Annotated in this window: 17 protein-coding genes; 12 read left to right on the top strand and 5 right to left on the bottom strand. The window is 59.9% G+C overall.

The window, feature by feature from the left end:
• Positions 1-72 precede the first annotated feature (72 nt).
• The 4 genes from ACM6IP_RS05330 (at position 73) to ACM6IP_RS05345 (ending at position 5035) form a co-directional block, all read left to right on the top strand.
• Complete coding sequence (locus tag ACM6IP_RS05330) at positions 73-801, top strand: hypothetical protein (RefSeq protein WP_095170043.1); 729 nt, start codon at positions 73-75, stop codon at positions 799-801.
• A complete protein-coding gene (locus ACM6IP_RS05335) occupies positions 798-1994 on the top strand; it encodes a hypothetical protein (RefSeq protein WP_414861100.1) in 1197 nt (398 codons plus the stop codon). Before ACM6IP_RS05330 ends, ACM6IP_RS05335 begins: the two co-directional genes overlap by 4 nt.
• Positions 1995-2044: 50 nt before the next feature.
• The gene (gene nanR / locus ACM6IP_RS05340) at positions 2045-2737 is read left to right on the top strand and encodes a transcriptional regulator NanR (RefSeq protein ID WP_095170045.1); all 693 of its coding nucleotides are present in this window, start codon (positions 2045-2047) and stop codon (positions 2735-2737) included.
• Between the two features lie 396 nt (positions 2738-3133).
• Positions 3134-5035 carry a potassium transporter Kup gene (locus tag ACM6IP_RS05345; RefSeq protein ID WP_414861101.1) on the top strand — a complete coding sequence of 634 codons (1902 nt, stop codon included), beginning with the start codon at positions 3134-3136 and terminating at the stop codon, positions 5033-5035.
• 128 nt (positions 5036-5163) lie between these two features.
• Here ACM6IP_RS05345 and ACM6IP_RS05350 read toward each other — a convergent pair whose 3' ends face one another.
• On the bottom strand, positions 5164-6756 hold the full coding sequence (locus ACM6IP_RS05350; protein WP_414861102.1) for a RimK family protein: 1593 nt from the start codon (positions 6754-6756) through the stop codon (positions 5164-5166).
• A 94-nt stretch (positions 6757-6850) separates the two neighbouring features.
• Between ACM6IP_RS05350 and ACM6IP_RS05355 the strand changes: the two genes are divergently transcribed.
• Complete coding sequence (locus ACM6IP_RS05355) at positions 6851-7945, top strand: GNAT family N-acetyltransferase/peptidase C39 family protein (RefSeq protein WP_414861103.1); 1095 nt, start codon at positions 6851-6853, stop codon at positions 7943-7945.
• A 366-nt stretch (positions 7946-8311) separates the two neighbouring features.
• On the opposite strand, the gene ACM6IP_RS05360 is transcribed toward ACM6IP_RS05355, so the two are convergent.
• From ACM6IP_RS05360 to ACM6IP_RS05370, 3 genes are read right to left on the bottom strand one after another with little or no spacing between them, the layout of a single operon-like run.
• Positions 8312-9256, bottom strand: coding sequence for an NAD(P)H-dependent flavin oxidoreductase (locus tag ACM6IP_RS05360; protein ID WP_414861104.1), 945 nt, complete (start codon positions 9254-9256; stop codon positions 8312-8314).
• A gap of 55 nt (positions 9257-9311) precedes the next feature.
• Positions 9312-10433, bottom strand: a complete 1122-nt coding sequence (locus ACM6IP_RS05365; RefSeq protein WP_414861105.1) for an acyl-CoA dehydrogenase family protein — start codon at positions 10431-10433, stop codon at positions 9312-9314.
• Positions 10430-11572 carry an acyl-CoA dehydrogenase family protein gene (locus ACM6IP_RS05370; RefSeq protein WP_095170049.1) on the bottom strand — a complete coding sequence of 381 codons (1143 nt, stop codon included), beginning with the start codon at positions 11570-11572 and terminating at the stop codon, positions 10430-10432. The genes ACM6IP_RS05365 and ACM6IP_RS05370 overlap by 4 nt, the downstream gene beginning before the upstream one ends.
• A gap of 142 nt (positions 11573-11714) precedes the next feature.
• On the opposite strand from ACM6IP_RS05370, the gene ACM6IP_RS05375 reads away from it, so the two are divergent.
• Entirely contained in the window at positions 11715-12500 is a 786-nt protein-coding gene (locus ACM6IP_RS05375; protein ID WP_159996023.1) for an enoyl-CoA hydratase/isomerase family protein, read from the top strand.
• A gap of 11 nt (positions 12501-12511) precedes the next feature.
• Entirely contained in the window at positions 12512-13162 is a 651-nt protein-coding gene (locus ACM6IP_RS05380; RefSeq protein WP_095170051.1) for a TetR/AcrR family transcriptional regulator, read from the top strand.
• A gap of 95 nt (positions 13163-13257) precedes the next feature.
• Here the strand turns inward: ACM6IP_RS05380 and ACM6IP_RS05385 are convergent, their stop codons facing one another.
• On the bottom strand, positions 13258-15945 hold the full coding sequence (locus tag ACM6IP_RS05385; protein ID WP_414861106.1) for a LuxR C-terminal-related transcriptional regulator: 2688 nt from the start codon (positions 15943-15945) through the stop codon (positions 13258-13260).
• Between the two features lie 158 nt (positions 15946-16103).
• Here ACM6IP_RS05385 and ACM6IP_RS05390 point away from each other — a divergent pair, with 158 nt between their 5' ends.
• The 5 genes from ACM6IP_RS05390 (at position 16104) to ACM6IP_RS05410 (ending at position 22714) form a co-directional block, all read left to right on the top strand.
• Positions 16104-17516: a coniferyl aldehyde dehydrogenase gene (locus ACM6IP_RS05390; protein ID WP_414861107.1), complete on the top strand. Its 1413-nt coding sequence runs from the start codon at positions 16104-16106 to the stop codon at positions 17514-17516.
• Positions 17517-17594: 78 nt separating this feature from the next.
• The gene (locus ACM6IP_RS05395) at positions 17595-18680 is read left to right on the top strand and encodes a Zn-dependent alcohol dehydrogenase (RefSeq protein ID WP_095170054.1); all 1086 of its coding nucleotides are present in this window, start codon (positions 17595-17597) and stop codon (positions 18678-18680) included.
• A 67-nt stretch (positions 18681-18747) separates the two neighbouring features.
• Positions 18748-19944, top strand: coding sequence for an acyl-CoA dehydrogenase family protein (locus ACM6IP_RS05400; protein WP_414861108.1), 1197 nt, complete (start codon positions 18748-18750; stop codon positions 19942-19944).
• 10 nt (positions 19945-19954) lie between these two features.
• Entirely contained in the window at positions 19955-21097 is a 1143-nt protein-coding gene (locus tag ACM6IP_RS05405) for an acyl-CoA dehydrogenase family protein (protein WP_414861109.1), read from the top strand.
• Positions 21098-21139: 42 nt separating this feature from the next.
• Positions 21140-22714, top strand: coding sequence for an arylsulfatase (locus tag ACM6IP_RS05410; protein WP_095170057.1), 1575 nt, complete (start codon positions 21140-21142; stop codon positions 22712-22714).
• Positions 22715-22954 lie beyond the last annotated feature (240 nt).

Consider the following 22954-nt stretch of genomic DNA (forward strand, 5'->3'; position numbering starts at 1 on the left):
GTCTTTTTCCTAAGCTTGTGCGCATTGGGTCCTACCTTGATGCCAACCATAACCAGAGCAGGAATCTCGTCGATGAGCTCATCGCAAGCCCAGGATTACCGTCTTTACGGCACTTCGCAGCCGCCTGCCGAGGGGCAGCACGTAGCGATGCTGGACCTGACCTTTGTTGCCGAAGGTGCGCAGTTACGGCGCTTTTGTGTCGACCAACGGGAGATCATGCGCAGTGTCGGCCTGGTGATACGTGATGAATTCTGGGGGACGCATCACCTGCTCCAGCAACACCTGGAAACCCGCTCGGAGCATCGACAATGGTGGAGGAAGGTCGAGGGGATAGTGGCTTCTAACGACGACAAGCCGGTGCTGGACTGGCGATTGGAGATGGACATCCGTGGCGACAGGCTATCGATCAAGGCCGAGTTGAGCGCGCGCCGGGATTTTTCCACCTGCCGCGCCGGGTTGATGCTGCTGCACCCACTCGACGGAGTCGTCGGAGCACCGGTGTCTGTGATCCATAGCGATAACCAGCAAGAAGAGGGCGTCTTCCCTGACCTGATCAGTGCGAGTCAGCCTTTTTTCGATATCGCCGGCCTGGTGCATTCACCTGCGCCCGGCCTGGTGCTGGACTGGCGCCTGAGTGGCGATGTGTTTGAAATGGAGGACCAGCGCAATTGGTCCGATGCCTCGTTCAAGACTTATAACCGGCCGCTGGCGTTGCCTTGCCCGTACGTCATTGAGGCAGGTCAGCGCGTCGAACAGCGCATCGAACTGACCGTGCTACGCAATCAGGACTACCGGCCATGAGCACCATCCGCATCGCCATCGAAGGTACATCCGCACATCCGTTGCCTGCACTGGGCCATGGTCTGTGGGTCAACCACCTGGAAGACGTGGACGCCGTTCAAACGCTGATCGAGCAACTCGGTGGTGCGCACCTGGAGTTGCTGGTCGATCTTCGCCAAGCCGGCAGTCTTGAACAGCTGCGCGACGCTTTATCGGTGTGTCAGCGTACCCAGACCGAGGCCTGGTTGTTGGTGATTGTCAGTGACCAGACGCCAGAGAAACAAATACGCGACCTGGCCCGGATGCTGGCAACCGCGCCCTGTGTCCCGCGAGGCATTCTGGCCACGCCGGCAGCCTATCTGGAGAGTTACCAGCCCAACGGCCAGTGGCCCGACGGCCCAACCCCCGACGAAATTGCCGCGCTTACCGCCGAGCTGCTGCCTGGCTACCTGATCGGTGGCGGCGTTCCAACCTACTTCACTGAATTGAATCGCTGTCGCCCGGCTGCCGAGCGATTCGATTATCTGACCCACGCGACTTCGCCCATTGTGCATGCAGCCGATGACCTGTCGGTCATGGAGTCCCTGCAATCACTGGGCGATATCGCCCGCTCGGCGCGGCAACTGGCCCACGGCAAACCCTATCGCCTGACCACCACGGCCATCGGTGCCTGGCGTAACCCGTACGGCGGCCAGCTGACGCCCAATCCACGGCGCGAGCGTGTGACCCTCAGCGACCAGGATCCACGTCAGCGAGGCCAGTTTGCGGCTGCCTGGACGGTGGCGCACTACGCCGCCGTCCAGCGTGCAGGCGTCGACGCCATCGCGCTGTGGGCCGTCAATCAGCCTTTTGCGGTCGCAGAGTCCGGCGAGTTGTGGCCGATCTTTCATGCCTTGCGAGGGTTGAACCGAGGCCGAGGTAAAACCGCCTTGGATATTGGCGCTTCTTCGGCGGCCGTTTCCGTGCTGGCCTGGCGAGAGGAGAAAGGGATTGAGGTATGGGTGGCCAACCTGACAGGCCGTGAGCAGGCCATCGAGTTGACCGGGATGGGCATTGATGGCATCACTCGCCTGGATGCCGATACCTGTCGCAGCGCACAGAACGATCCGGGCTTCATTCACCGAAGATTCAGCCCTGGCTACGGCCTGCCTGTCATTGCGCCTTATGGCGTGCTCGTTCTGGACTGCCAATGTAATGTTGAGAGTGGCTTATAATCACGTTAACGTTGCCGCTATTTACGCTTTCACGATAGAGATGTCGATTAATGTCAGAGATCAAGAAACGCACTATTCAACGCAAGAAGCTTTCTGACATCGTCTTTGAGCAACTGATCGGACTCATCCAAGAGGAAAACCTGCAGCCCGGCGATCAAATGCCGGCGGAACGCGAGCTGATGGAAACCTTCGGCGTGGGTCGCCCTGTAGTCCGCGAAGCAATGCAGCGGCTGGCTGGCATGGGCATGATCACCATTCAGCATGGGGAACGCGCCAAGGTCGGGCGTGTGGACATGCACTCCATGATCAACCAGATCGACCTGGCCGCTCGCCATCTGCTTTCCAGCTCGGCGAAAAACGTCGACCACCTGCGTCAGGCTCGCGAGTTTTTTGAGACCGGGCTGGTCAAGATCGCCGCGCAGCAGGCCACGCCCGCCGATGTTGTCAGGCTCGAAGCGGCCTTGGCGAAGATGCACAAGTACCGAGACAGCGATGAGTTTATTCCCGCCGACATGGAGTTTCATGCCGAAATCGCACGCATCTCCGGGAACCCGATCTACATTGCGATTTCTCACGCAATCCTGGAGTGGATGGCCGACTACCGCGAGGACATGTTGCGTTTCAAAGGCCGCGAGATGACGCTCAAGGAGCACGGGACCATTCTTGGTTTTATCAAATCAAATGACCCAGCGGGTGCCGAGCGAGCAATGCATCATCATCTGGTGGAGCGCGGTGAGGAATAAGCACCGATCAATCCATGCTGGATCATCCGCCAGGCCGATACGCCGAAGGCTTGGGTAGGACGCTGTGGGACGGCGATGAAGAAACCCAAAGAGCACTGCAACCCCGGCCATCTGCGCATGCGCACGCTTGAAGGCTGACTGCCTGAGTATGCGCGTTCAGAATGTGATTTTTTACGCTTTCTTTACGGTGGGCGTACCCCTTCGCACCGATACTGGCCGGGTTTTTGATCGGCTCGTTACGCCGGATGTCGCATCTATGGATACCGCACGGGCTAATTTTGATGCGTCTAACCAACTTCAGATAGCGTAACCGAGACACTTACGCGCGGAGCCGGCAAAACGTCTTGCTCAAGGAAGGGCAGTTACTTTCTTATCACGCCATTAAGAGATGCCCCTTTGAGCGAAGCAATTACCCATGCGGACGAAAACTCAGCAGCCAAATCCTCAGGTGTGGGCTTGCTTGTTGCTGCTGTCGGAGTGGTATACGGGGACATTGGCACCAGCCCGTTGTACACGCTGAAAGAAGTTTTTTCCGGCCACTATGGCGTCCAGGTAAATCACGACGGGGTGCTTGGCATTTTGTCGCTGATCTTTTGGTCTTTGATCTGGGTCGTCTCGATCAAGTACGTGTTGTTCATTCTTCGGGCGAACAACCAAGGGGAGGGCGGCATCATGGCGTTGACGGCGTTAGCCCGCCGCGCGGCAGCACCCTATCCGCACATGAGTAAAGTACTGGTACTGCTCGGTTTGTTCGGAGCAGCACTTTTTTATGGCGATAGCATGATTACCCCGGCTATTTCGGTACTGTCTGCAGTGGAAGGACTACAGCTGGCATTTGACGGGATCGAGCACTGGGTCGTGCCGATTTCAGTCGTCGTGCTGGTGGGGCTGTTCCTTATTCAGAAACATGGTACGGCTCGAATCGGCATTCTGTTTGGCCCGGTAATGGTGCTGTGGTTTGTGGTCTTGGGTGCGCTCGGTATCTATGGGATTTTGCAGCGCCCGGAGGTGCTGCAAGCGCTCAACCCCGCTTGGGCAGTGCAATTCTTTGTAGTTCATCCGGGAATAGGCGTAGCAATTCTGGGGGCGGTGGTGTTGGCATTGACCGGTGCCGAAGCCCTGTATGCCGACATGGGGCATTTCGGTCGCAAGCCTATTTCCCGTGCCTGGTTCATCCTGGTACTGCCAGGATTAGTCCTCAATTATTTTGGCCAGGGTGCTTTGATCCTCGAGACCCCGGAGGCTGTACGCAATCCGTTCTATCTGCTCGCGCCGAGCTGGGCGCTGCTGCCGATGGTTGCACTCTCCACGCTGGCCACCATCATTGCTTCTCAAGCGGTGATCTCCGGCGCTTTCTCACTGACGCGCCAGGCGATTCAGCTTGGGTATGTCCCTCGTATGTTTATCCAGCACACCTCCAGCCAGGAGCAGGGGCAGATTTACATCGGCACAGTTAACTGGGCATTGATGGTTGGCGTCGTGTTACTGGTCATTGGCTTTGAGTCTTCCAGTGCCCTGGCTGCTGCTTATGGGGTTGCGGTGACAGGCACCATGTTGATCACAACTATCCTGTCTTCGGCTGTCGTCCTGCTCCTTTGGAAGACACCGCGCTGGTTGGCGATTCCGATGTTGCTGGGTTTTCTGCTGGTGGACAGCCTGTACTTTGCGGCCAATGCACCGAAGATTTTTCAGGGCGGAGCTTTCCCGGTAATCGCCGGTATTGCTCTGTTCATATTGATGACGACCTGGAAGCGAGGCAGGAAGATCATTGTTGAGCGACTGGATGAAACTGCGCTGCCTCTACCGTTGTTCATCAGCAGTATCCGTTCACAACCTCCCCATCGTGTACAAGGCACAGCGGTTTTTCTAACGGCCAGGACTGATGCCGTACCTCATGCTCTTTTGCACAATTTGCTGCATAACCAGGTTTTGCACGAACAGGTAGTACTGCTGACAGTGGTGTCTGAAGACCGTCCGCGGGTACCTGCCGATAGACGGTCTGAGGTGCAAGCGTATGGCGAAGGATTTTTCCGGGTCAATCTTCACTTCGGTTTCATGGAGGAACCCGATGTCCCCAACGCCTTGAGTCATTGTCATTTGAATGAACTCGACTTCAGTCCAATGCGCACGACCTATTTCCTTAGCCGGGAGACCGTTATCCCAACTAAACGCATGGGTATGGCGCGCTGGCGAGAAAGTCTGTTTGCGTTTTTGCTGAAAAACGCAAACAGCAACCTTAAGTACTTCAAGCTGCCCCTGAACAGGGTGATTGAACTAGGTACGCAAGTTGAGATGTAACTAGGCGCGCGTCCTTGTGGGTTCTTCAGGCCATGCGCCGCAACGCGACCACCATTGGTGAATCCAATTGTCCGTGACTGAAGCCATGTCGTTGACCATGGTTGCGTAGCAGAGTCAGTACGGCGCCGTTACTCTGGATCGCGTTCAGCCTGACCGCGGTGTTTGAGTTCAAGCCTCTGGATGAACGCCTGCAAAACACGGCGATACAGTTCGTCTCCTAGCACCGCATCTTCGATACCGGCGTCCAGATTAGGGTTGTCATTAACTTCGATGACTAATACCCGTTCGCCGGCCTGTTTAAGGTCAACGCCGTAGAGGCCATCACCGATGAGCCGAGCTGTTTGCACGGCAAGTTGCACAACCTCGGCCGGGGCCTGATCCACGGGTACGGCTTCACACATCCCGTTGATTTCTCCGGGAACCGCCTTATGGTTGTAAATTTGCCAATGTCCTTTGGACATGAAGTATCTACAGGCGTAAAGCGCTTCACCATTGAGCACGCCCACTCGCCAGTCGTACTCGGTGTAGCAATACTCCTGGGCAAGCAGCAGCACCGAGTGCTCGAACAGTTCCTGGGCAGCAGTGGCCAACGCTTGCGCATCGGTGACTTTGATTACCCCCTGCGAGAAACAGCCATCGGGGATCTTCAGTACCAACGGAAAACCCAGACGACGCCCTACGTGTTCGAGCTCCTGGGGACGATCCTTATAGAGAATCTCCGTAGCAGGCATGCCCAGCCCCCGCCGTTTCAGCAGGTCAGTCAGGTAAACCTTGTTGGTGCAGCGAAGAATCGACGACGGATCGTCGATGACCACCAGGCCTTCACTCTCAGCCTTTTTGGCAAATCGATAGGTGTGGTCGTCCACTCGTGTGGTTTCCCTGATGAAGAGTGCATCGAATTCGGCGAGACGCGCATAGTCCTTCTTTTCGATCAGTTCGACGTCGATGCCCAGCTGTTTGCCCGCGTCGATAAAACGCTCCAGCGCCACCGGATTGGAGGGCGGCAGAGCTTCCTCAGGGTCGTGCAGAATGGCCAAGTCGTATCGGGCAACCCGTTTAGATGCAGGCTGGCGCCAAGTCCTGCGATTGAAGGTATCCAGGGCATTAGCGAATACATGTTGTTGTTCGTCTCGAAGCTTGTGCAGTGCCCCGGCCTTGATACCGGCGATTTGCCAAGTCTCACCACGGCGGAACTCCACCAACAAAATCGGGCAAGGGAAAGCCTCAAAAAGCTGGCGACCGATCTCTTGCAGCGACTCAATCGACGCCTTGCCGAAGTACAACGAGAGCGTGAACCCTTCGGTTTCGCCGTAGGGGTGGTTCGCCAGCGCTCGTTCCAGGGTGCGCTCGAGATCGTTCAGTCCAACCCCGTAAAGCGCTTTGCGTGCCAGCTCGCTTACGGTGCGCACAGAGGGGAAAACCTTGTGACCGCGCGCCTCGGCAAGCAACGAGCAGTAGTAGCCCTGGCCGAGATATTTGTAGTTCCTGCAAAGGTTGATGACTTGGGTGCGGTGAGGAAAGTCGTCGCTGTGCTCAAGGTAATCCTGAGCGAGCATAAGACTCTCACTGGGCAGATAATCGGCCCAATCATCCTTGCGCTCGACGAGTATCAGCAACCGACTCCCAGAGGACTTGATACTGGGAGGTTCCTCGTTGAAGGCGATTGTAGAACACTCGAATTTATCTAATACTTCGTTCACGTTGGCTTGCACCGCTGACATGAGTAATTGATCCCTGTTGAAGAAGACGCCGCTTCAATAAATCACGGGCATCCCTGTCTGTCCCGGTTCGTTACTCAAAAATTACGGTGTTGCCATGTCTTTTGATTTTCGCTTTGCATCGATGGACGATGTCGATGATTTGGTCGAGTTGGAGCATGAGTGCTTTACGCTTGATCGGTTGAACCAGCGCAACTTTAGCTGGATGCTCAGTCGAGCAAATGCTTCTCTACTCGTTGCGACATCAGACGGAAATCTCGCCGGTTATGCCCTGTTGCTTTTCCACCGTGGCACTTCGCTTGCGCGGTTGTATTCGATTGCCGTGAGCCGGGCGTGGCGAGGGCATAGTCTGGGGCAAAGCCTGCTGGATGAAGCTCAGGCCTGTGCGCTAGCGCGAAATTGCGCATGGCTGCGATTGGAGGTGCGTTCTGACAATGCGGCCGCCATTCGCCTCTACGAAGCTAATGGGTATCATCGTTTCGCAACCGTTGACGACTATTACGAAGATCACGCCGAGGCGGCGCGCTACGAGAAGCGCATCTTGCGTGATGCACCTGCGCCCGCGCGCCAGGTGCCCTATTACCAGCAGACCACCGAGTTCACCTGTGGGGCGGCGTGCCTGCTCATGGCAATGGCCGCGATCGACCCGAACCGCTCTATGACTCGCTCTGAGGAGATTCAACTGTGGCGGGAGGCGACCACCGTTTTCATGACAGCAGGACACGGTGGTTGCAGTCCCCAAGGGATGGCATTGGCGGCGTGGCAGCGTGGTTTTGATGTGCGTCTGGAGGTCAGCCACGAGGGTTCGCTTTTTCTGCACGGTGTACGCAGTCCGGAAAAGAAAGCCATCATGAGGCTGGTGGAGGAGGGCTTTGCCAAGCAATTGTCTGAAACGAGGGTTCACCAGGTTCTCTCGTCTACTCTGAACATCCGTGCTGCCTTGGAAGCAGGTTTCAAACCAGTGGTGCTGATTAGCAGCTACCGGTTCACCCGCTTGAAGGCGCCTCACTGGGTGCTCATCACTGGATGCGATGAAGAGTTTGTCTACCTGCACGATCCGGATATCGACCACAGCAAGCTCAAGCGCAGCCTTGACTGCCAACACTTGCCAGTCAGTCATGAAGAATTCCTCCGGATGACGGTGTTTGGCGTTCAGCGCGTTCGCGCTGCCGTTATGTTGCGCGCACGCTGAAAGGTCACGGCTGGACAACGTCAATGACTACATGTCAGCAAGGGCAGTAGCTACCCCAAGTTGGGGGAAATTGCCTGCGACTGGACAATGCGAGAAGCAGCGGCCCGAACCTGCAATCTTGAGCCGTTTTATTGGAAAAAATCCGGCTTGCCCCCCGTTTCAGGGAGTACTGCACGAGGCGTTCGATCCTTACCGTGGGATGGCACTTCATTGGCTGGCATATGGTGGCGTAACTCGATTGCGAAGCCAGCGCCCAGGCCGTGGCAATGAGTTCCTCGTATGTCGAGCAAGCCACTGCGCGGTTCCTGCGCAAAGAACCGGCGCTGTATCAATGGCCGGTCGCAAAGTGAGCTGAATCCGACCCGATCAGACCGCAGCAGCACGCTGTGCGGGCAACCGCACGGCGTGGTACTCGTCTTCGAAACGTGCAATCAATTGCGCCACGGTGGGAATGTCATCGATGTTCCCGACGCCTTGGCCCGCAGCCCAGATGTCTTTCCATAACCTCGCGCCTTTGTGTCCGCCCGTACCGCCCTGCGCCGGTGGTGGCGGCAGGTTGTCCGGGTCCAGCCCCGCACGCGTGATGCTTTGCTTGAGGTAGTTGGCCCGCAGGCCACTGAATAATGCGGTGTTGACGATCTGATCGGCGTTGGACGCGAGCAGCATCTGTTTGTAGGCCTCGTCGATTTCACATTCCTGTGTGGCGAGAAAGCGCGTGCCGACGTAACCCAGGTCAGCGCCCATGATCTGCGCGGCCACCAGGTCCTTGCCGGTGGTCAGGCCGCCGGAGAGCAATACGGTGCCGGTGTAGAAACGGCGGATCTCGTTGACGAACGCCAGTGGATTTAATGTGCCGCCGTGGCCGCCGGCACCCGCGCACACGGCGACAATGCCATCGACCCCGGCTGCAACGGCTTTTTCGGCATGCCGTACGCTGATCACGTCGTGAAAGACAATGCCGCCGTAGCCGTGAACGGCATCGACCACTTCCCCCGGAGCCCCGACACTGGTGATCACCACCGGCACCTTGTGCTTGACCAACAGCGCCAGGTCCTGCTCCTGCCGTCGGTTGGAGCGACTGACAATCTGGTTGATCGCAAACGGCGCCGCGAGGGGAGTGCGCAAGCGCTCGCTCAACTGCGCCAGCCAGTCGTCGAGCATCTCGGCGCTGCGCGCGTTGAGTGCCGGCATGGAGCCGACGATACCGGCGTGGCATTGCGCTTCTACCAGTCTGGGCGTGGAAGCCAGGAACAGCGGTGCGGCAACCAGCGGTAGCCGCAGGCGGTTGGATAACACAGCAGGTAGCGACATTCGAAAGACCCTTACGAAGGGGCATGAGCCTTTTTGTGGGCTCATGCCTGTGGTGTCAGAATTGGCGTTGCGTCAAACCTGCCCAGAAGCCTTTGCCGCCAGCCGCAATTGCCGCCTGCCCAAGCACTTCGGCCCACTGGGAATCACTGCCGAATTCATCGCGCCACGACCACAAGCGGCGGGTGGTGAAATGCAGGGTGTGTTCGTGGGTGAAGCCGATCGCCCCGTGAACCTGGTGCGCCACCGACGTGGCCAGGGTCGCGGCCTCGCCGGCGCAGATTTTGGCCACGGCTACGTCGAACGCCAGCGTGCTGCGCGCGCCTGCCTCGGCCTGCTGGGCGTCGCAGGCGCTGCGCAATGCGACTTGCGTCGCCATGCGCGCGGCACCGATGGCGCCGGCCATTTGCGCCAGTTGCTGCTGCACCGCCTGGAATTTACCGATTGCCTTGCCGAACTGGGCACGCTCGTTCGCGTAGTTGACGGCCTTGTCCAGGCTCGACTCCAGCGCACCGACCAGCATGCAGGCACGGATCAGCGCCCCGAACAGCCAGACAGGCTCCTGCACATCGGCTATCTGCAGGTGGCCGATGGCGTGAGCACGAGCATTGACGAAGTGCAGGCTGTCGCGTTCCTCGCCAGCAAAATTACTGCCGGCCTCCAGGCTGACAGTGGCCTGGCGCAGATCCACCAACGCCACGTGACCAGTGCCGTCGGCTACCACCGCCCATTGACTGCTGCGCGCCCACGGCACATTGAATGCACGGCCGTGTAGTTGGCCGTCAGCGGTCAACGTAAGGTCACCGAGACGGCCGGCCTGAATCAGCGTAATCGGCTCATCCGGTACCTCCAGGCCGGCGCGTGCCAGCAACAGCGAAGCGAGCATGGTCTCGCTCAACGGCAGCGGTGCACTCCAGTACCCAACGGCGCGCAACACCGGGCTGGCTTCCAGCCAACTGGCCGCACTGCCGCCGGCTTCCTCGGCCATCAGGGCGCCGGGCAGACCTTGCTCGACCACCTGTTGCCACAAGGCTGTCGCGCGATGACCAGCATCGAAATGTGCCAGCAACTGAGGGCTGATCTGCTCGGCGAACAGGCGCTCGACGCTGTCGGCGATGATCGATTGCAACTCGGATGGCGCGCTGTCGTCCATCGCTTGATAGTGGGTGGCCTGGTTCATCGCAGTCCTAATCCTCTGGCAATGATGCCGCGAAGAATTTCGCGGGTGCCGCCACGCAGGGAAAACGACGGGGCGGTCTGGGTCAGGTAACGCATCACCTGGTCGAGTGGGGAACCGGGCTCGCGGGTGCCGCCAAACAGGTCGTGGGCGAGGTCAGGCAGGGATTGTTCGAGCAGGGCGCCTTGATCCTTGACCAGCGCTGCCGGGGTTGCCGGGTTGTCGCCGCGCGCGAGCATGCCGGCGACACCCAGGGACATCTGGCGCAGCACTGCGTAGCGGGCGGCAACGCGACCGAGGCTGACACTGTGACGAGCGTTCTGTGGGTCAGCCGCGTCGAGCATTTCCAGGTACAACTGGGTGCTGCTCAAGTAGCGTTCCGGGCCGCTGCGTTCCAGTGCCAGTTCCGCGCCGACTTGCTTCCAGCCATCACCGGGCTGGCCGATGACAAAGTCGTCGGGAACGAACACGTCGTCGAGGAACACTTCATTGAAGTCGTGCTCGCCGAGCATGTTGTAGATCGGGCGTACCGTGACGCCAGTGGCGTGCATGTCGATCAACAGTTGCGACAGACCGGCGTGGCGGTTGCTGGCGTCCTTCGGCCCGGTGCGCAGCAGGGTGACCATGTAGTGGCAGCGGTGGGCGCCGGTGGTCCAGACCTTGCTGCCATTGACGATCCAGCCGCCCTCGGTCTGCACCGCGCGGGTCTGCACTGAGGCCAAGTCAGAACCAACATTCGGCTCGCTCATGCCAATGCAGAACAGCAGCTCACCGCGTGCGATGGCAGGCATCAACCGTGGCGCAAGTACATCGGGAGAGAATTTCATCAGCAGCGGGCCGGATTGACGCTCGGCGATCCAGTGCGCATTGACCGGTGCGCCAGCGGCCAGCAGTTCTTCGAGCACGACGTAGCGCTCCAGGGCGCTGCGCTCGTGTCCGCCGTAGCGCTTGGGCCAGGTCATGCCCAGCCAGCCGCGCTCGCCCAGCTTGCGGCTGAATTGCGGGTCGGCGCCGTTCCAGTTTTTCGCACGTTCGTGGGCCGGGTAGTCCTTTAATGCCTCGGCGACGAATTCGCGCACTTCGGCCCGTAAAGCCTGGGTCTTGGGGTCCAATTGACAGGGGCGGATATCGAGTGCCTGCATGGCATTTGCTCATGTGAAGAGTGGGTGATTGAGTTGTTTTTCTAACTTGCTGAACGCCCAACAAGTAAATAAGCTACCAGCAACCTTGGCAACGGATCAAGCCGCTGCCACTCTTGAAAAACGCCAAAGCCCCGGAGCTACCATGTCGACCCACACCTGTTTTTCCCCCGGCCGCGGCCTTGCGCTGGGCCTTGAAGGCCATGTCGCGACCCTCGTTTTCAGTCGTCCGCCGCTGAATTTCTTTGATGCCGAACTGATCAAAGACCTGGCTGATGCACTGCAATACCTCGATGACTTGCCGCAGTGCCGCGTGGTCATCCTGCAGGCGGAAGGCAAGGTGTTTTGTGCCGGTGCCGACTTCTCTGGTGACGATCAGCACGACCCGCAATTTCCGCGCCGTGTCTATAAATCTGCGGTGCGCCTGTTTCGCAATCGCAAGCCGCTGATCTGTGTGGTGGAAGGTGCCGCGATTGGTGGCGGCCTGGGCTTGGCGCTGGTCGCGGACTTTCGGGTGACCAGTGAAAAAGCGCGGTTTTCAGCCAATTTCAACCGGCTGGGGATTCATCAGGGCTTCGGGATTTCGGTTACCATGCCGCGTTTGGTCGGCCCGCAAATGGCCTCGCTACTGATCGCCACCGGACGGCGCATCGATGGCCGTGAAGCGGTGCGTATCGGTTTGGCGGATGTACTGGCAGAACCGGGCACGGAGCGCCACAAAGCCCGTGAGTTGGCCGAGGAGATCGCCGCGTCTGCACCCGGCGCGGTCATGTCCAGTCGGGAAACCCTGCGCATGGGGCTGGCCGATGCGGTTGACCGGATCATCGACCGCGAGGCGTCCGAGCAGGAGTGGCAGATCGTCAGCGCCGATTTTGCCGAAGGCACTCGCGCCATGGCTGAACGTCGCACGCCGGTTTTTACAGGACACTAAGGAATTGCTCGATGGAACCCGTTGAAAAAACCTCCCAGTCGACTTCGCGGCGCACTCAGCTGGAGCGGCGCGCCGAGGCCGAACAACGTCTGCTGATCGCTGCCCGGCAGATCGTCGCACGCAAGGGCTGGGTCGGCATGACGCTATCGGAGGTGGGCGAGGAGGCGGGCTACAGCCGTGGCCTGGCGACGCATCACTTCGGCAACAAGGCCGGTCTGCTGCGTGCCCTGGCGGGTTTCGTCAATGCAACCTTCATGGAGCTGGTGCAAGCCCGGTCACCGCAATGGCGCCCGGGGATGGACGCACTCAAGGGCTTTGTCAGCGTATACCTGGCGCGTCCTGACGGCGACTGGGTCAATACCCGCGCATTGCTGACGCTGATGGCCGAAGCCGTGACCCAGGATTCGGAAACGGTGGAAATCCTTGCCGAGTACAATTCTTCGGTGCAAAAGCATCTGGCGCGCTATATCCGCCAGGGGATCGACAGCGGCGAAATCCGCGCGGATGTGGACCCGCTGATGGGCGCGCTGCTATTCCTTGGAACGTTGCGCGGCATGATGTTGCAGGTGCTGCTGAACCCTTCGGCCGTCGACCTGGAGTTGGTGCACACGCAGATGCTGGCCTTCATTGAAAACGCACTGTCGTCAACACGGAGCTTGTAGGAGCAGCTTGCCCGCGATGGCGGTGGGTCAGGCACTATCGATGTTGAATGGACCGGCCTCATCGCGGGCAAGCCCGCTCCTACAGTGGGGCTCGTTCAGTCCAGTAGACCCTGAGCCCTTGCAATGGACACCGCCTCAGTGCGCCCCCCGGCACCGAGTTTGCTGTTGATCTTGCGCAAGTGTGATTTCACCGTCAGTTCCGAGAGGAACATCTTGTCCGCTATTTCGCGGTTGCGGTAACCCAGTGCCAGCAAGCGCACCACTTGCAGCTCTCGGGCCGAGAGATTGGTCGGTGCCTGGTCTTCGCGCTTGGGTTCGGCCTTCTTGCTGCTGCTCTCACCACGCAGCAACCGGGCGCTGAATCCTGCGTGAATGCCCAACGCTTGCTCCTGGCCGTGGAACGTCACCGACCAGCGCTCCAGCACAGCCCTCAGCGGCGCGCCCTCATCGAGGAAGGTGCGGACAAACCCGACGTGGCTGGCAAAGCGCAAAGCCGCCGTCAGGTGTTCCAGGGCTTCTTTGTGCTGCTTCGCACCATCGAGTGCGAGGATCAGCAATAAACGCAGTTTCAAAGCCCGGCGATGCTGATGTTGTTGCAGCGCCTGATCCATGGCCTGACGCAGTGGTTCGACGCAACCTTGTTCACCTTGCGCAATACGCAGGCGCTGGCGAGCGATGAAGGGCGTGTCGACGTCATTGGCGCTCAATGTCACGCCCGGTTGCTCCCAGTCGCTCAGTTGCTCGGCGGCGCGCATCGCGTGATCGGCGGTGTCCAGCCGTTTTTCCAGGGTGGCGACACGCGCTCGCTCCAGCCAGGCGGAGCAGAGGATGCGGGTAGAACCGGACACTTGGCCCAGTTGATCGAGATCTGCCAGGTAACGCATCCAGGCCGGGCGATCTGCGTGCAGGTAGGCGAGGCGAGCCAACAGCACATGGGTGCTGATCAGCGAGTCCGGTGCCGCGTGCTCCCTGGCATAGGGCAGCAGCTCAGTGAGGCGTCGCCGTGCTTCGTCCACCGCGTCCGTTTCGTAGAGCACCACGCAATGAATGGTCTGCAAAACCGGATAACCTACCGGTGGCGTACCCGCCAATGTCTCGCGGCTGCGGCGCATGGCCGTCTCCGCGCGGGTCAGGGCGCTGTCGAGTTGCCCTTGAGTCAGGTCGAGCATCGCTTCCAGCGCATCGGTGACGTCGCGCAGGTAGGCCGACTCTTGTTGCGCCTCACGGACTCCGGCGCTGGCAAGTTTTTTCCGCGCTTCGTCGAAGCGGCCGGTATAGAACAGCGAGCTGATTTCTACAAAAGCCGTGACCCGATACTGCATTTTGTCCTGAGGGCCGAGCTGCAACAGCAACTCGGTAGCGGCTACCAGGGCTTCATCGACGCGGTCGCCGATCAGCAGCAACAGCGGATGAACGTAGTGGTGTTCTCCCGCCAACGCCGGGTTTTCCAGTACGTGCAAGGCATCCTTGTGACGACGCGCATGCAGCAGTGCCCACGCATAGGCAATGCCCAGCCGGGGATGCAAATCACGTATCTGCACCGGAATGCGCGAGAGCCAGCGCATCAGCAGGCTGGCATGGCCGTTTTCCACCAACTCGTCGATGTGCAATACCAGTTGCGTGGCGGCATCGTCGACGGCGTGCGCAGCAAACAGGTGCTCAAGGGCCTCGACCGGCTGGGCGTTGGCGAAATACCAGCCCGAAGCCTGTTGATGCTGCTGCTCGAACTGCTCCGGGTGTCGCTTGAGGGTTTGCAGGAGGAAGTCGGCGAACAGCGGGTGATAGCGAAACCATTGGCGCTGGTCGTCCATTGCAATCACGAACAGATTGGCCCGCTCCAGTGCCTCGATCATGGCCTGGCTATCGCTGCGCCCCGTGACGGCATCGCACAAGGCCGGACACAATCGTGACAAGACGCTGGTCTGCAACAGGAATTGCTGGCATTGCGCGGTCTGCCGGGCCAGCACGTCTTCGGCGAAGTACTCCGCCAGCGCCGGGTTGGAACCGTTGAATGAGCCAATGAACGCGGCCGGGTCGCTGTGTCTTTGCAGCGACAGGCTGGCCAGGTAAACCCCGGTAACCCAGCCTTCGGTGCGCTCGTGCAGGCTCTCGATATCGCTCAGGTCCAAAGGCAACTGGCGCTTTTGCAAGATGTAGGTGGCAGTCTCGTCGAGGCTCAGGCCCAGCGACTCGGTATTGATTTCCAACAGTTCGCCACGCGCGCGCAAGCGACCCAGATTGATATCCGGGGTCGTGCGCGAAGCGATGGCCAGCGTCACACCCATCGGCAACGCCTTGAGCAGGCGCTGGATAAATTCGAGGGCCGGCGACTGATCGATGACTTCAAATTCGTCCATCAGCAGGGTGAACGTCTCATTGCAAGCGGCGATGCGCTCAAACAACCAATCCTCCCATTGCGCGGGACTACTGTGCGCAACGGGGTTATCGCCGGCATCGATCAGGTCGATATCGCGCAAGCCGCTGAGCAGCACCTGACTCAAGCGCTGCGGATCGTTGTCCAGGACATCGAGGTTGCACCACAACACCCGTCGGCCTTCGGCCAGGCACCGTTCGCGGTACTGCTGCAACAGCGTGGTCTTGCCGTAGCCGGGGCAGGCACTGATCAGGATCAGCCGCAAGCCATCGCGCGGTTGCAGTTGGGCAAGCAAAGGCGAACGTTCCAATTGACCCGGCAGGCTGGCCGGCGCCAGGAATTTACCCGCACGAATGGGCGGCTTTACTCCCTGGGCTGGTTCGTTGGAACTACGTTCGAAACCTTCCATGCATCCTACCTTTGGTTGTCGTCGCGCCGGTGCGGCCCTTTCTAGTATCGCCTGTCATGAGCGACACCCGATTCATGGTTCGAGCCCGCCAGTGTAACGGGCCGACACCGGATTGGCAGCTCCCCGACCGCCAACCCTTGAATGGAAGTCCGAACACCATGAGTGCCAACGAAAATCTGAATGCCGCCGATATTCGCGTGATCCTGGACAAGCAACGTGCCGCGTTCCTCGCCAGCGAGCCATGGACGGCTGAACAGCGCTGCGAACTGATCGACCGGGCCATCGGCCTGCTGGTCGACTATCAGCATGAAATCATCGAAGCGCTGTCGGCGGACTTCGGTCATCGCAGCCATGACTTCTCGCGCATGGTCGATGTCCTGGGGCCATTGGCGTCGTTGAAGTATACCAAGGCGAAAATTGCCGAATGGATGCAGCCTGACCACAGGGCCACCGACCGTGGCGAGGCCTGGGTGCAGTATCAGCCACTGGGCGTGGTGGGCATTCTCACCGCCTGGAATTTCCCCGGCAACATGGTCTTCAATGGTCTGGCGGGGGCTCTGGCGGCAGGCAACCGAGTGATGATCAAGGTGTCTGAATACAACCCGAAAACCTCCGCCTTGCTGGCGCGGATCTTCCGCGAGGTCTATGCCGAGGACGAAGTCGCGATCATCACCGGTGGCCCGGACATCGGCCATGCGTTCAGCCAGCAACCGTTCGACCATCTGTTGTTCACCGGCGCCAGCAGCATCGGCAAGCACGTCATGCGCGCTGCTGCCGAGAACCTGGTGCCGGTGACCCTGGAACTGGGCGGCAAGTCGCCGACCATCATTTCGCGCACCGCCGACCTTAAAGTCGCGGTCACTAAAATCCTCACCGGCAAGTTGCACAACGCTGGGCAGATCTGCCTGGCGCCGGACTATGTGTTCGTCCCCGAGGAGCAACAAGCAGCGTTTGTTGCAGCGGCTCGCGAAGTGGTCGCCACGTTGTACCCGACTCTGCTGGAAAATCCCGACTACACCTCGCTGATCAACGCTCGTCACTTCGAGCGCCTGCACGGTTACCTGAATGAGGCACGCGACGCCGGCGTCGAGCTGATCGAACTGAACCCGGCCGATGAAGATTTCAGCGCTCAGCCACACCATAAAATGGCGCCGAGCCTGTTGCGCAATCCCGGTGACGAATTGCAGGTGATGCAGGACGAAATCTTCGGTCCGCTGCTGCCGTTCAAAACCTACCAGTCTTTCGCCGAAGTGGTCAGCTACATCAACTCGCACCCGCGTCCGCTGGGCTTGTACTACTTCGGCAACGATGCCGGGGAAGAGTCGTTCGTGCTCAATCGCACCACCTGCGGCGGGGTCACCCTCAATGACGTGTTGCGCCACGGCGGCGTCGAGACCTTGCCTTTCGGTGGAGTCGGCAACAGCGGCATGGGTTGCTACCACGGGATCGACGGTTTCCGCACCTTCAGCCACGGCAAATCGGTGCTGCGCTCGGTCGACGGACCGGATGCGATGCGCCCGCCGTACAGCGAGCAGGTACGCCAGTTTGTCGGTTCGATGATCAAGCGCTGAGATACCCACCGGCATAGCGCACGCGCTGGCTGCGTGCGCCTTCGTCCTCCACATCTTGCTTAACAAGAGAATAACAATATGAAAGCTGCCGTTCTGCACGCCCCTGGCTCGCCAATGACCATTGAAGAAGTCGGTATCAGCAAACCCGGTCCACGGGAAGTGCTGGTGCGCACCGTTGCGGTGGGCGTTTGCCACTCCGACCTGCACTTCGTCGATGGGGCCTATCCGTACCCGATGCCGGTGGTGCTGGGTCACGAAGCGTCCGGCATTGTCGAGCAAGTGGGCTCAGAGGTGCGCACGGTCAAGCCAGGCGATCACGTGGTGACGTGCCTGTCGGCCTATTGCGGCCACTGCGAGCATTGCGTCACCGGGCACCTGTCGTTGTGCGTGTCGCCGGACACCAAGCGTCGCGCGGATGAAGAGTCGCGACTGACCTACGTCCAGAAACCGATGACCCAGTTCATCAACCTGTCGGCCTATGCCGAGCAGATGCTGGTGCACGAAAACGCGCTGGTAGCGATTCGTCGTGACATGCCACTCGACCGCGCGGCGCTGCTCGGTTGTGCGGTTACCACCGGCACTGGTGCGGTGTTCAATACCGCCAAGGTGCGTCCGGGGGAAACGGTGGCGGTGATCGGCTGCGGCGGTATCGGCCTTTCGACCATCAACGGTGCGGCGCTGGCCGGTGCCGGGCGGATCATTGCCATCGACATGCTGGATTCGAAGCTGGAACTGGCCAAGCAGTTTGGCGCCACCGATGTGGTCAACGCCAAGGACGGCAGCGCCGTCGCCCAGGTACTGGAGTTGACCCGAGGCGGCGTGCATCACGCGTTCGAGTGCATCGGCCTCAAGCAAACCGCCGAGCAGGCTTTCGGCATGCTGGCCCGCGGCGGCACCGCGACGATCATCGGCATGATCAAGCCCGGGGTAAAACTGGAGCTGGACCCGATGGCCATGCTGCACGAGCGGCGTATCCAGGGCTCGTTCATGGGCTCCAACCGCTTCCCGGTGGACTTGCCGCGCCTGACCGACTTCTACATGCAGGGCCGGCTCAAGCTCGACGAAATGATCTCGCAGCGCATCAAGCTGGAACAGATCAACGAGGCCTTCGACGAACTGCGCCGTGGTGAGCTGGCACGCTCGGTCATTCTTTTCGACCAGTGACTGTGGCCTGTCGTCCGTTCCCAAACAAGACCGGCCTCAGGCCGGCGACTCATCATTGAGGTAGCAGATGGATATTCATTTCAGTGCCGAGGAAGTGGCGTTCCGCGAGGAAGTCAGGGCATTTCTCAAGGCCCACCTGCCGCAAGACATCGCGGCCAGGATCAATCAGGGCAAGTCGGTGTGCAAAGCCGACCAGGTGCTGTGGATGCGCACCTTGAACGAAAAAGGCTGGCTGGCGGCAAGCTGGCCGGTGGAGCACTGCGGCACAGGCTGGAGTGCTGTGCAAAAGCACATCTTCGATGAAGAGTGCGCGGTTGCCGGCGCCCCACGAATCGTGCCGTTCGGCGTGAACATGGTCGGGCCGGTGATCATCAAGTTCGGCACCGAAGAGCAAAAGGCGCATTACCTGCCGCGCATTCTCAACTGCGACGATTGGTGGTGCCAGGGCTATTCCGAGCCGGGTGCCGGTTCCGACCTGGCGAGCCTGCGCACCCGCGCGGTGCGTGAAGGCGACGAGTACGTGGTCAATGGGCAGAAGACCTGGACCTCCACCGGACACATGGCGGACTGGATATTCTGCCTGGTGCGTACCGATGCCGAAGCGCAGCAGCAGCGGGGCATCTCTTTCCTGCTGATCGACATGAAGACCCCTGGTATCACCGTACGGCCGATCATCACCCTCGACGGCGGTCACTACGTCAACGAAGTGTTCCTCGATAACGTGCGCGTACCGGTCAGCAACCTGGTCGGCCGTGAAAACGAGGGCTGGACCTGCGCCAAGTACCTGTTGACCCACGAACGTACGACGATCGCCGGGATCGGCATCGCCAAGGCCATGCTCACGCGTCTCAAGCAGGTCGCACGTACTGAACAACGCAACGGCAAGCCGTTGCTTGAAGACCCGCAGTTCCGGGCGCAGATCGCCGACGTGGAAATCCAGTTGATGGCCATCGGCATGAGCAACCTGCACATCCTTGCCTCTGCCCGTGACGGCGGAGTGCCGGGTTCGGAAAGCTCGATCCTGAAGATCAAGGGCACCGAGATCCGCCAGGCGATTACTTATTTGCTGAGCAAGGCGGTCGGGGCCTATGCCAACCCGTTCCTCAAGGAGGAGTTGGGCTACGACTATGAAGGAGAGCTGCTGCACAGCGAGTTCAGCAACTCGTCGACCTGTCAGTACCTGGATATGCGCAAAGCCTCGGTTTACGGCGGCTCCACTGAAATCCAGAAGAACATCATCGCCAAGATGATTCTCGAACTCTAAGGGGCAGATCATGGACTTCAAACTTTCAGAAGAGCAGCAAATGCTGCAAGACACTGCTGCCCGACTGGTGCGTGATGCCTATGGCTTCGAGCAGCGCGAACAGTTTCGTGACAGCGCCAAGGGTTTCAGTGGCGAGTTCTGGCAACAGCTCGGTGACCTGGGCCTGACGTCGGTGCCGTTTGCCGAGGACTTCGGCGGTTTCGGTGGCAACGGCGTGGAGGTGATGCTGGTAGCCCAGGAGTTCGGCCGTGGTTTGTGCCTGGAGCCTTGGCTGCAATCGGTGATTTTCGCCGGTGGCTTGATCGATCAACTCGGCAGCGCTGCGCAAAAAAGCGAACTGCTGCCGCAAGTGGCCAGTGCCGGCCTGCAACTGGCAGTAGCCGTCGAGGAGCCGCAGAGCCACTACCAATTGCACGATGTGCAGACCCGCGCCCAAGCGGTCAGTAATGGCTGGTCGCTCAGCGGCCGCAAGTCGATGGTGATGGGCGGGCAGAGCGCCGGTTTGCTACTGGTTTCGGCGCGGGTGTCCGGTGATGACCGTGCCGAGGCGGGCATCAGTCTGTTCCTGGTCGATCCGGCGACTCCGGGCGTGAGCGTCCGCGAATACCCGACCATGGACGGCCGCCGGGCCTGCGACGTGTTCCTGGACCAGGTGTTTGTCAGCAGCGCCGCGGTGCTCGGCGAACACGGCAAGGCGCTTGGTGCATTGCGCTATCAGCAGGGCCGAGCCATCGCCGCGCAGTGCGCAGAAGCGGTCGGCAGCCTGGAAGCGACGTGCGCGTTGACCCTTGATTACCTGAAAACCCGCAAGCAATTCGGCCAGGTCATCGGCAAATTCCAGGCCTTGCAGCACCGCATGGTCGACATGCACATCGAACTCGATCAGGCGACCTCAATGACCCTGCTTGCCGCGTGTGTCGCCGACGAGCCGGACAGCCTGGAACGTAGTCGCACATTGGCCGCCGCCAAGTATGTTGTTTGCCGTGCGGCGCGTTTTGTCGCCGATCAGGGCATCCAGCTACACGGCGGTATCGGCCTGACCTGGGAATACGTGCTGTCGCACCACGCCAAGCACCTGCTGATGATCGCCCGCCAGTTTGGTGACGATGATCATCATTTGCAGGCGTACAGCGAGCTCATGCAGGAAGCCTAGGTTCGTCGAACCTGATCACACAACAATAAGGGAGACAATGTCATGGCTACATCATGGGGTTTGCTATGCCAGCGGCTGCGCGACCTGAGCGTCGCGAGTGCCTTGCTGGCCGTATCACTGTGCAGTTCTGCCGCCGACAAACCGAACGTGCTGGTCATCTTTGGCGATGACATCGGCATCTTCAATATCAGCGCCTACAACCAGGGCATGATGGGCTATGAAACGCCGAGCATCGACCGCATCGCCAAGGAAGGTGTGCTGTTTACCCATGCCTACGGCGAACAGTCCTGTACCGCCGGCCGCGCTGCTTTTGCGTTGGGCGAACACCCGTTTCGCACCGGTCTGCTGACCATCGGCATGCCCGGTTCGGAACACGGGATACCCGATTGGGCACCGACCATCGGCGACGCGATGAAGCAGCAGGGCTATACCACCGGCCAGTTCGGCAAGAACCATTTGGGAGACCGCGACAAGCACCTGCCGACCAACCATGGTTTCGATGAATTCTTCGGCAACCTGTACCACATGAACGCCGAGGAAGAACCGGAAACCTACTACTACCCCAAGGACCCAGCGTTCCGTAAACAGTACGGACCGCGCGGCGTGATCCATTCCTACGCCGACGGCAAGATCGAAGACACCGGTCCGCTGACACGCAAGCGCATGGAAACCATCGATGATGAACTGGTGCAGGCCACCGGCAACTTCATCGACAAGGCGCACAAGGCCGACAAGCCGTTTTTTGTCTGGTTCAACGCCACCCGCATGCACATCTGGACCCACCTCAAGCCTGAGTCCGATGGCAAGACCGGCGTCGGCCTGTATCCGGACGGCATGGTCGAGCATGACGGGCAGGTTGGTCAGTTGCTGAAGAAACTGGATGACCTGGGCATCGCCGACAACACCATCGTGATCTACACCACCGACAACGGCGCGGAGAAATTCTCCTGGCCTGATGGCGGCACGTCACCGTTCGCGGGGGAGAAGGGTACTTCCAATGAAGGCGGGCATCGCGTTCCGTTGCTGGTGAAGTGGCCCAAGGTGCTCAAACCCGGCACTCACGCCAACAACCTGATTGCCCACAACGACTGGATGCCGACACTGGCTGCCGCGGCGGGCGCACCGAATCTGGTGGCGGACCTAGCCAAGGGCACCCAACTCAACGGCAAGCAGTTCCGCGTGCATCTGGACGGCTATAACTTCCTGCCGTTCTTCAAGGGCGAGGTCAAGGAAAGTCCGCGCGAGGAGTATTTCTATTTCAGCATGGGCGGCGATCTCGATGCGATCCGCTGGCGGGAGTGGCGGCTGGCGTTTGCGCAAATGACCGGGGATTTCGCCAGCGCGTCACGCAAGGTCACCAATGTGCCGGTGTTGACCAATCTGTTGGCCGACCCGTTCCAGACCGCGCGCAAGGAATCGCCGATGGCCAAGCGCTGGGCCGCTGACCAGGCGTGGTTACTGGTCCCGGTCCAGGACAAGGTCAAGACGTTCCTCGCAACGCTGAGTCAATACCCGTTCCAGGAAGGCGTCAGCCTGAACCCCGGCAACATCAACTACCAGAGCCTGGCAGTGAAGAAAGCGCTGATGGGCTTGCAGAAACCTGCACCGGCGAACTGATTGCCGCTACCCACTGCGGGGGGGGCCTGCTTGCGAACGACTCAAGGACAATTCGGTTACACAGGGAGCAAGTGGGCGAGGGGTTCGCAGGTATTGCAGCCATTGCACAAAAAACTGTGGGAGCGAGCCTGCTCCGCGCGGCGTTCCGACGATGGGCGTAAACGATGACGCGTACTGTCTGGATAAACCCGTCGCGCTCAGGTTTTTCGCGAGCAAGCTCGCTCCTACAAAAAACAGCTG

Origin of the sequence: Pseudomonas sp. IT-P176 (assembly GCF_949767245.1) — a bacterium.
Taxonomy (GTDB): domain Bacteria; phylum Pseudomonadota; class Gammaproteobacteria; order Pseudomonadales; family Pseudomonadaceae; genus Aquipseudomonas.

Excerpts from the sequence above, each read along its gene's own strand:
- ACM6IP_RS05390 (WP_414861107.1), top strand. The coding sequence starts at position 16,104 with ATGAGTGCCAACGAAAATCTGAATGCCGCCGATATTCGCGTGATCCTG.
- ACM6IP_RS05355 (WP_414861103.1), top strand. The coding sequence starts at position 6,851 with ATGTCTTTTGATTTTCGCTTTGCATCGATGGACGATGTCGATGATTTG.
- ACM6IP_RS05350 (WP_414861102.1), bottom strand. The coding sequence starts at position 6,756 with ATGTCAGCGGTGCAAGCCAACGTGAACGAAGTATTAGATAAATTCGAG.
- ACM6IP_RS05330 (WP_095170043.1), top strand. The coding sequence starts at position 73 with ATGAGCTCATCGCAAGCCCAGGATTACCGTCTTTACGGCACTTCGCAG.
- ACM6IP_RS05400 (WP_414861108.1), top strand. The coding sequence starts at position 18,748 with ATGGATATTCATTTCAGTGCCGAGGAAGTGGCGTTCCGCGAGGAAGTC.
- ACM6IP_RS05385 (WP_414861106.1), bottom strand. The coding sequence starts at position 15,945 with ATGGAAGGTTTCGAACGTAGTTCCAACGAACCAGCCCAGGGAGTAAAG.
- ACM6IP_RS05395 (WP_095170054.1), top strand. The coding sequence starts at position 17,595 with ATGAAAGCTGCCGTTCTGCACGCCCCTGGCTCGCCAATGACCATTGAA.
- ACM6IP_RS05365 (WP_414861105.1), bottom strand. The coding sequence starts at position 10,433 with ATGAACCAGGCCACCCACTATCAAGCGATGGACGACAGCGCGCCATCC.
- nanR (WP_095170045.1), top strand. The coding sequence starts at position 2,045 with ATGTCAGAGATCAAGAAACGCACTATTCAACGCAAGAAGCTTTCTGAC.
- ACM6IP_RS05370 (WP_095170049.1), bottom strand. The coding sequence starts at position 11,572 with ATGCAGGCACTCGATATCCGCCCCTGTCAATTGGACCCCAAGACCCAG.
- ACM6IP_RS05380 (WP_095170051.1), top strand. The coding sequence starts at position 12,512 with ATGGAACCCGTTGAAAAAACCTCCCAGTCGACTTCGCGGCGCACTCAG.
- ACM6IP_RS05410 (WP_095170057.1), top strand. The coding sequence starts at position 21,140 with ATGGCTACATCATGGGGTTTGCTATGCCAGCGGCTGCGCGACCTGAGC.
- ACM6IP_RS05335 (WP_414861100.1), top strand. The coding sequence starts at position 798 with ATGAGCACCATCCGCATCGCCATCGAAGGTACATCCGCACATCCGTTG.
- ACM6IP_RS05375 (WP_159996023.1), top strand. The coding sequence starts at position 11,715 with ATGTCGACCCACACCTGTTTTTCCCCCGGCCGCGGCCTTGCGCTGGGC.
- ACM6IP_RS05360 (WP_414861104.1), bottom strand. The coding sequence starts at position 9,256 with ATGTCGCTACCTGCTGTGTTATCCAACCGCCTGCGGCTACCGCTGGTT.
- ACM6IP_RS05405 (WP_414861109.1), top strand. The coding sequence starts at position 19,955 with ATGGACTTCAAACTTTCAGAAGAGCAGCAAATGCTGCAAGACACTGCT.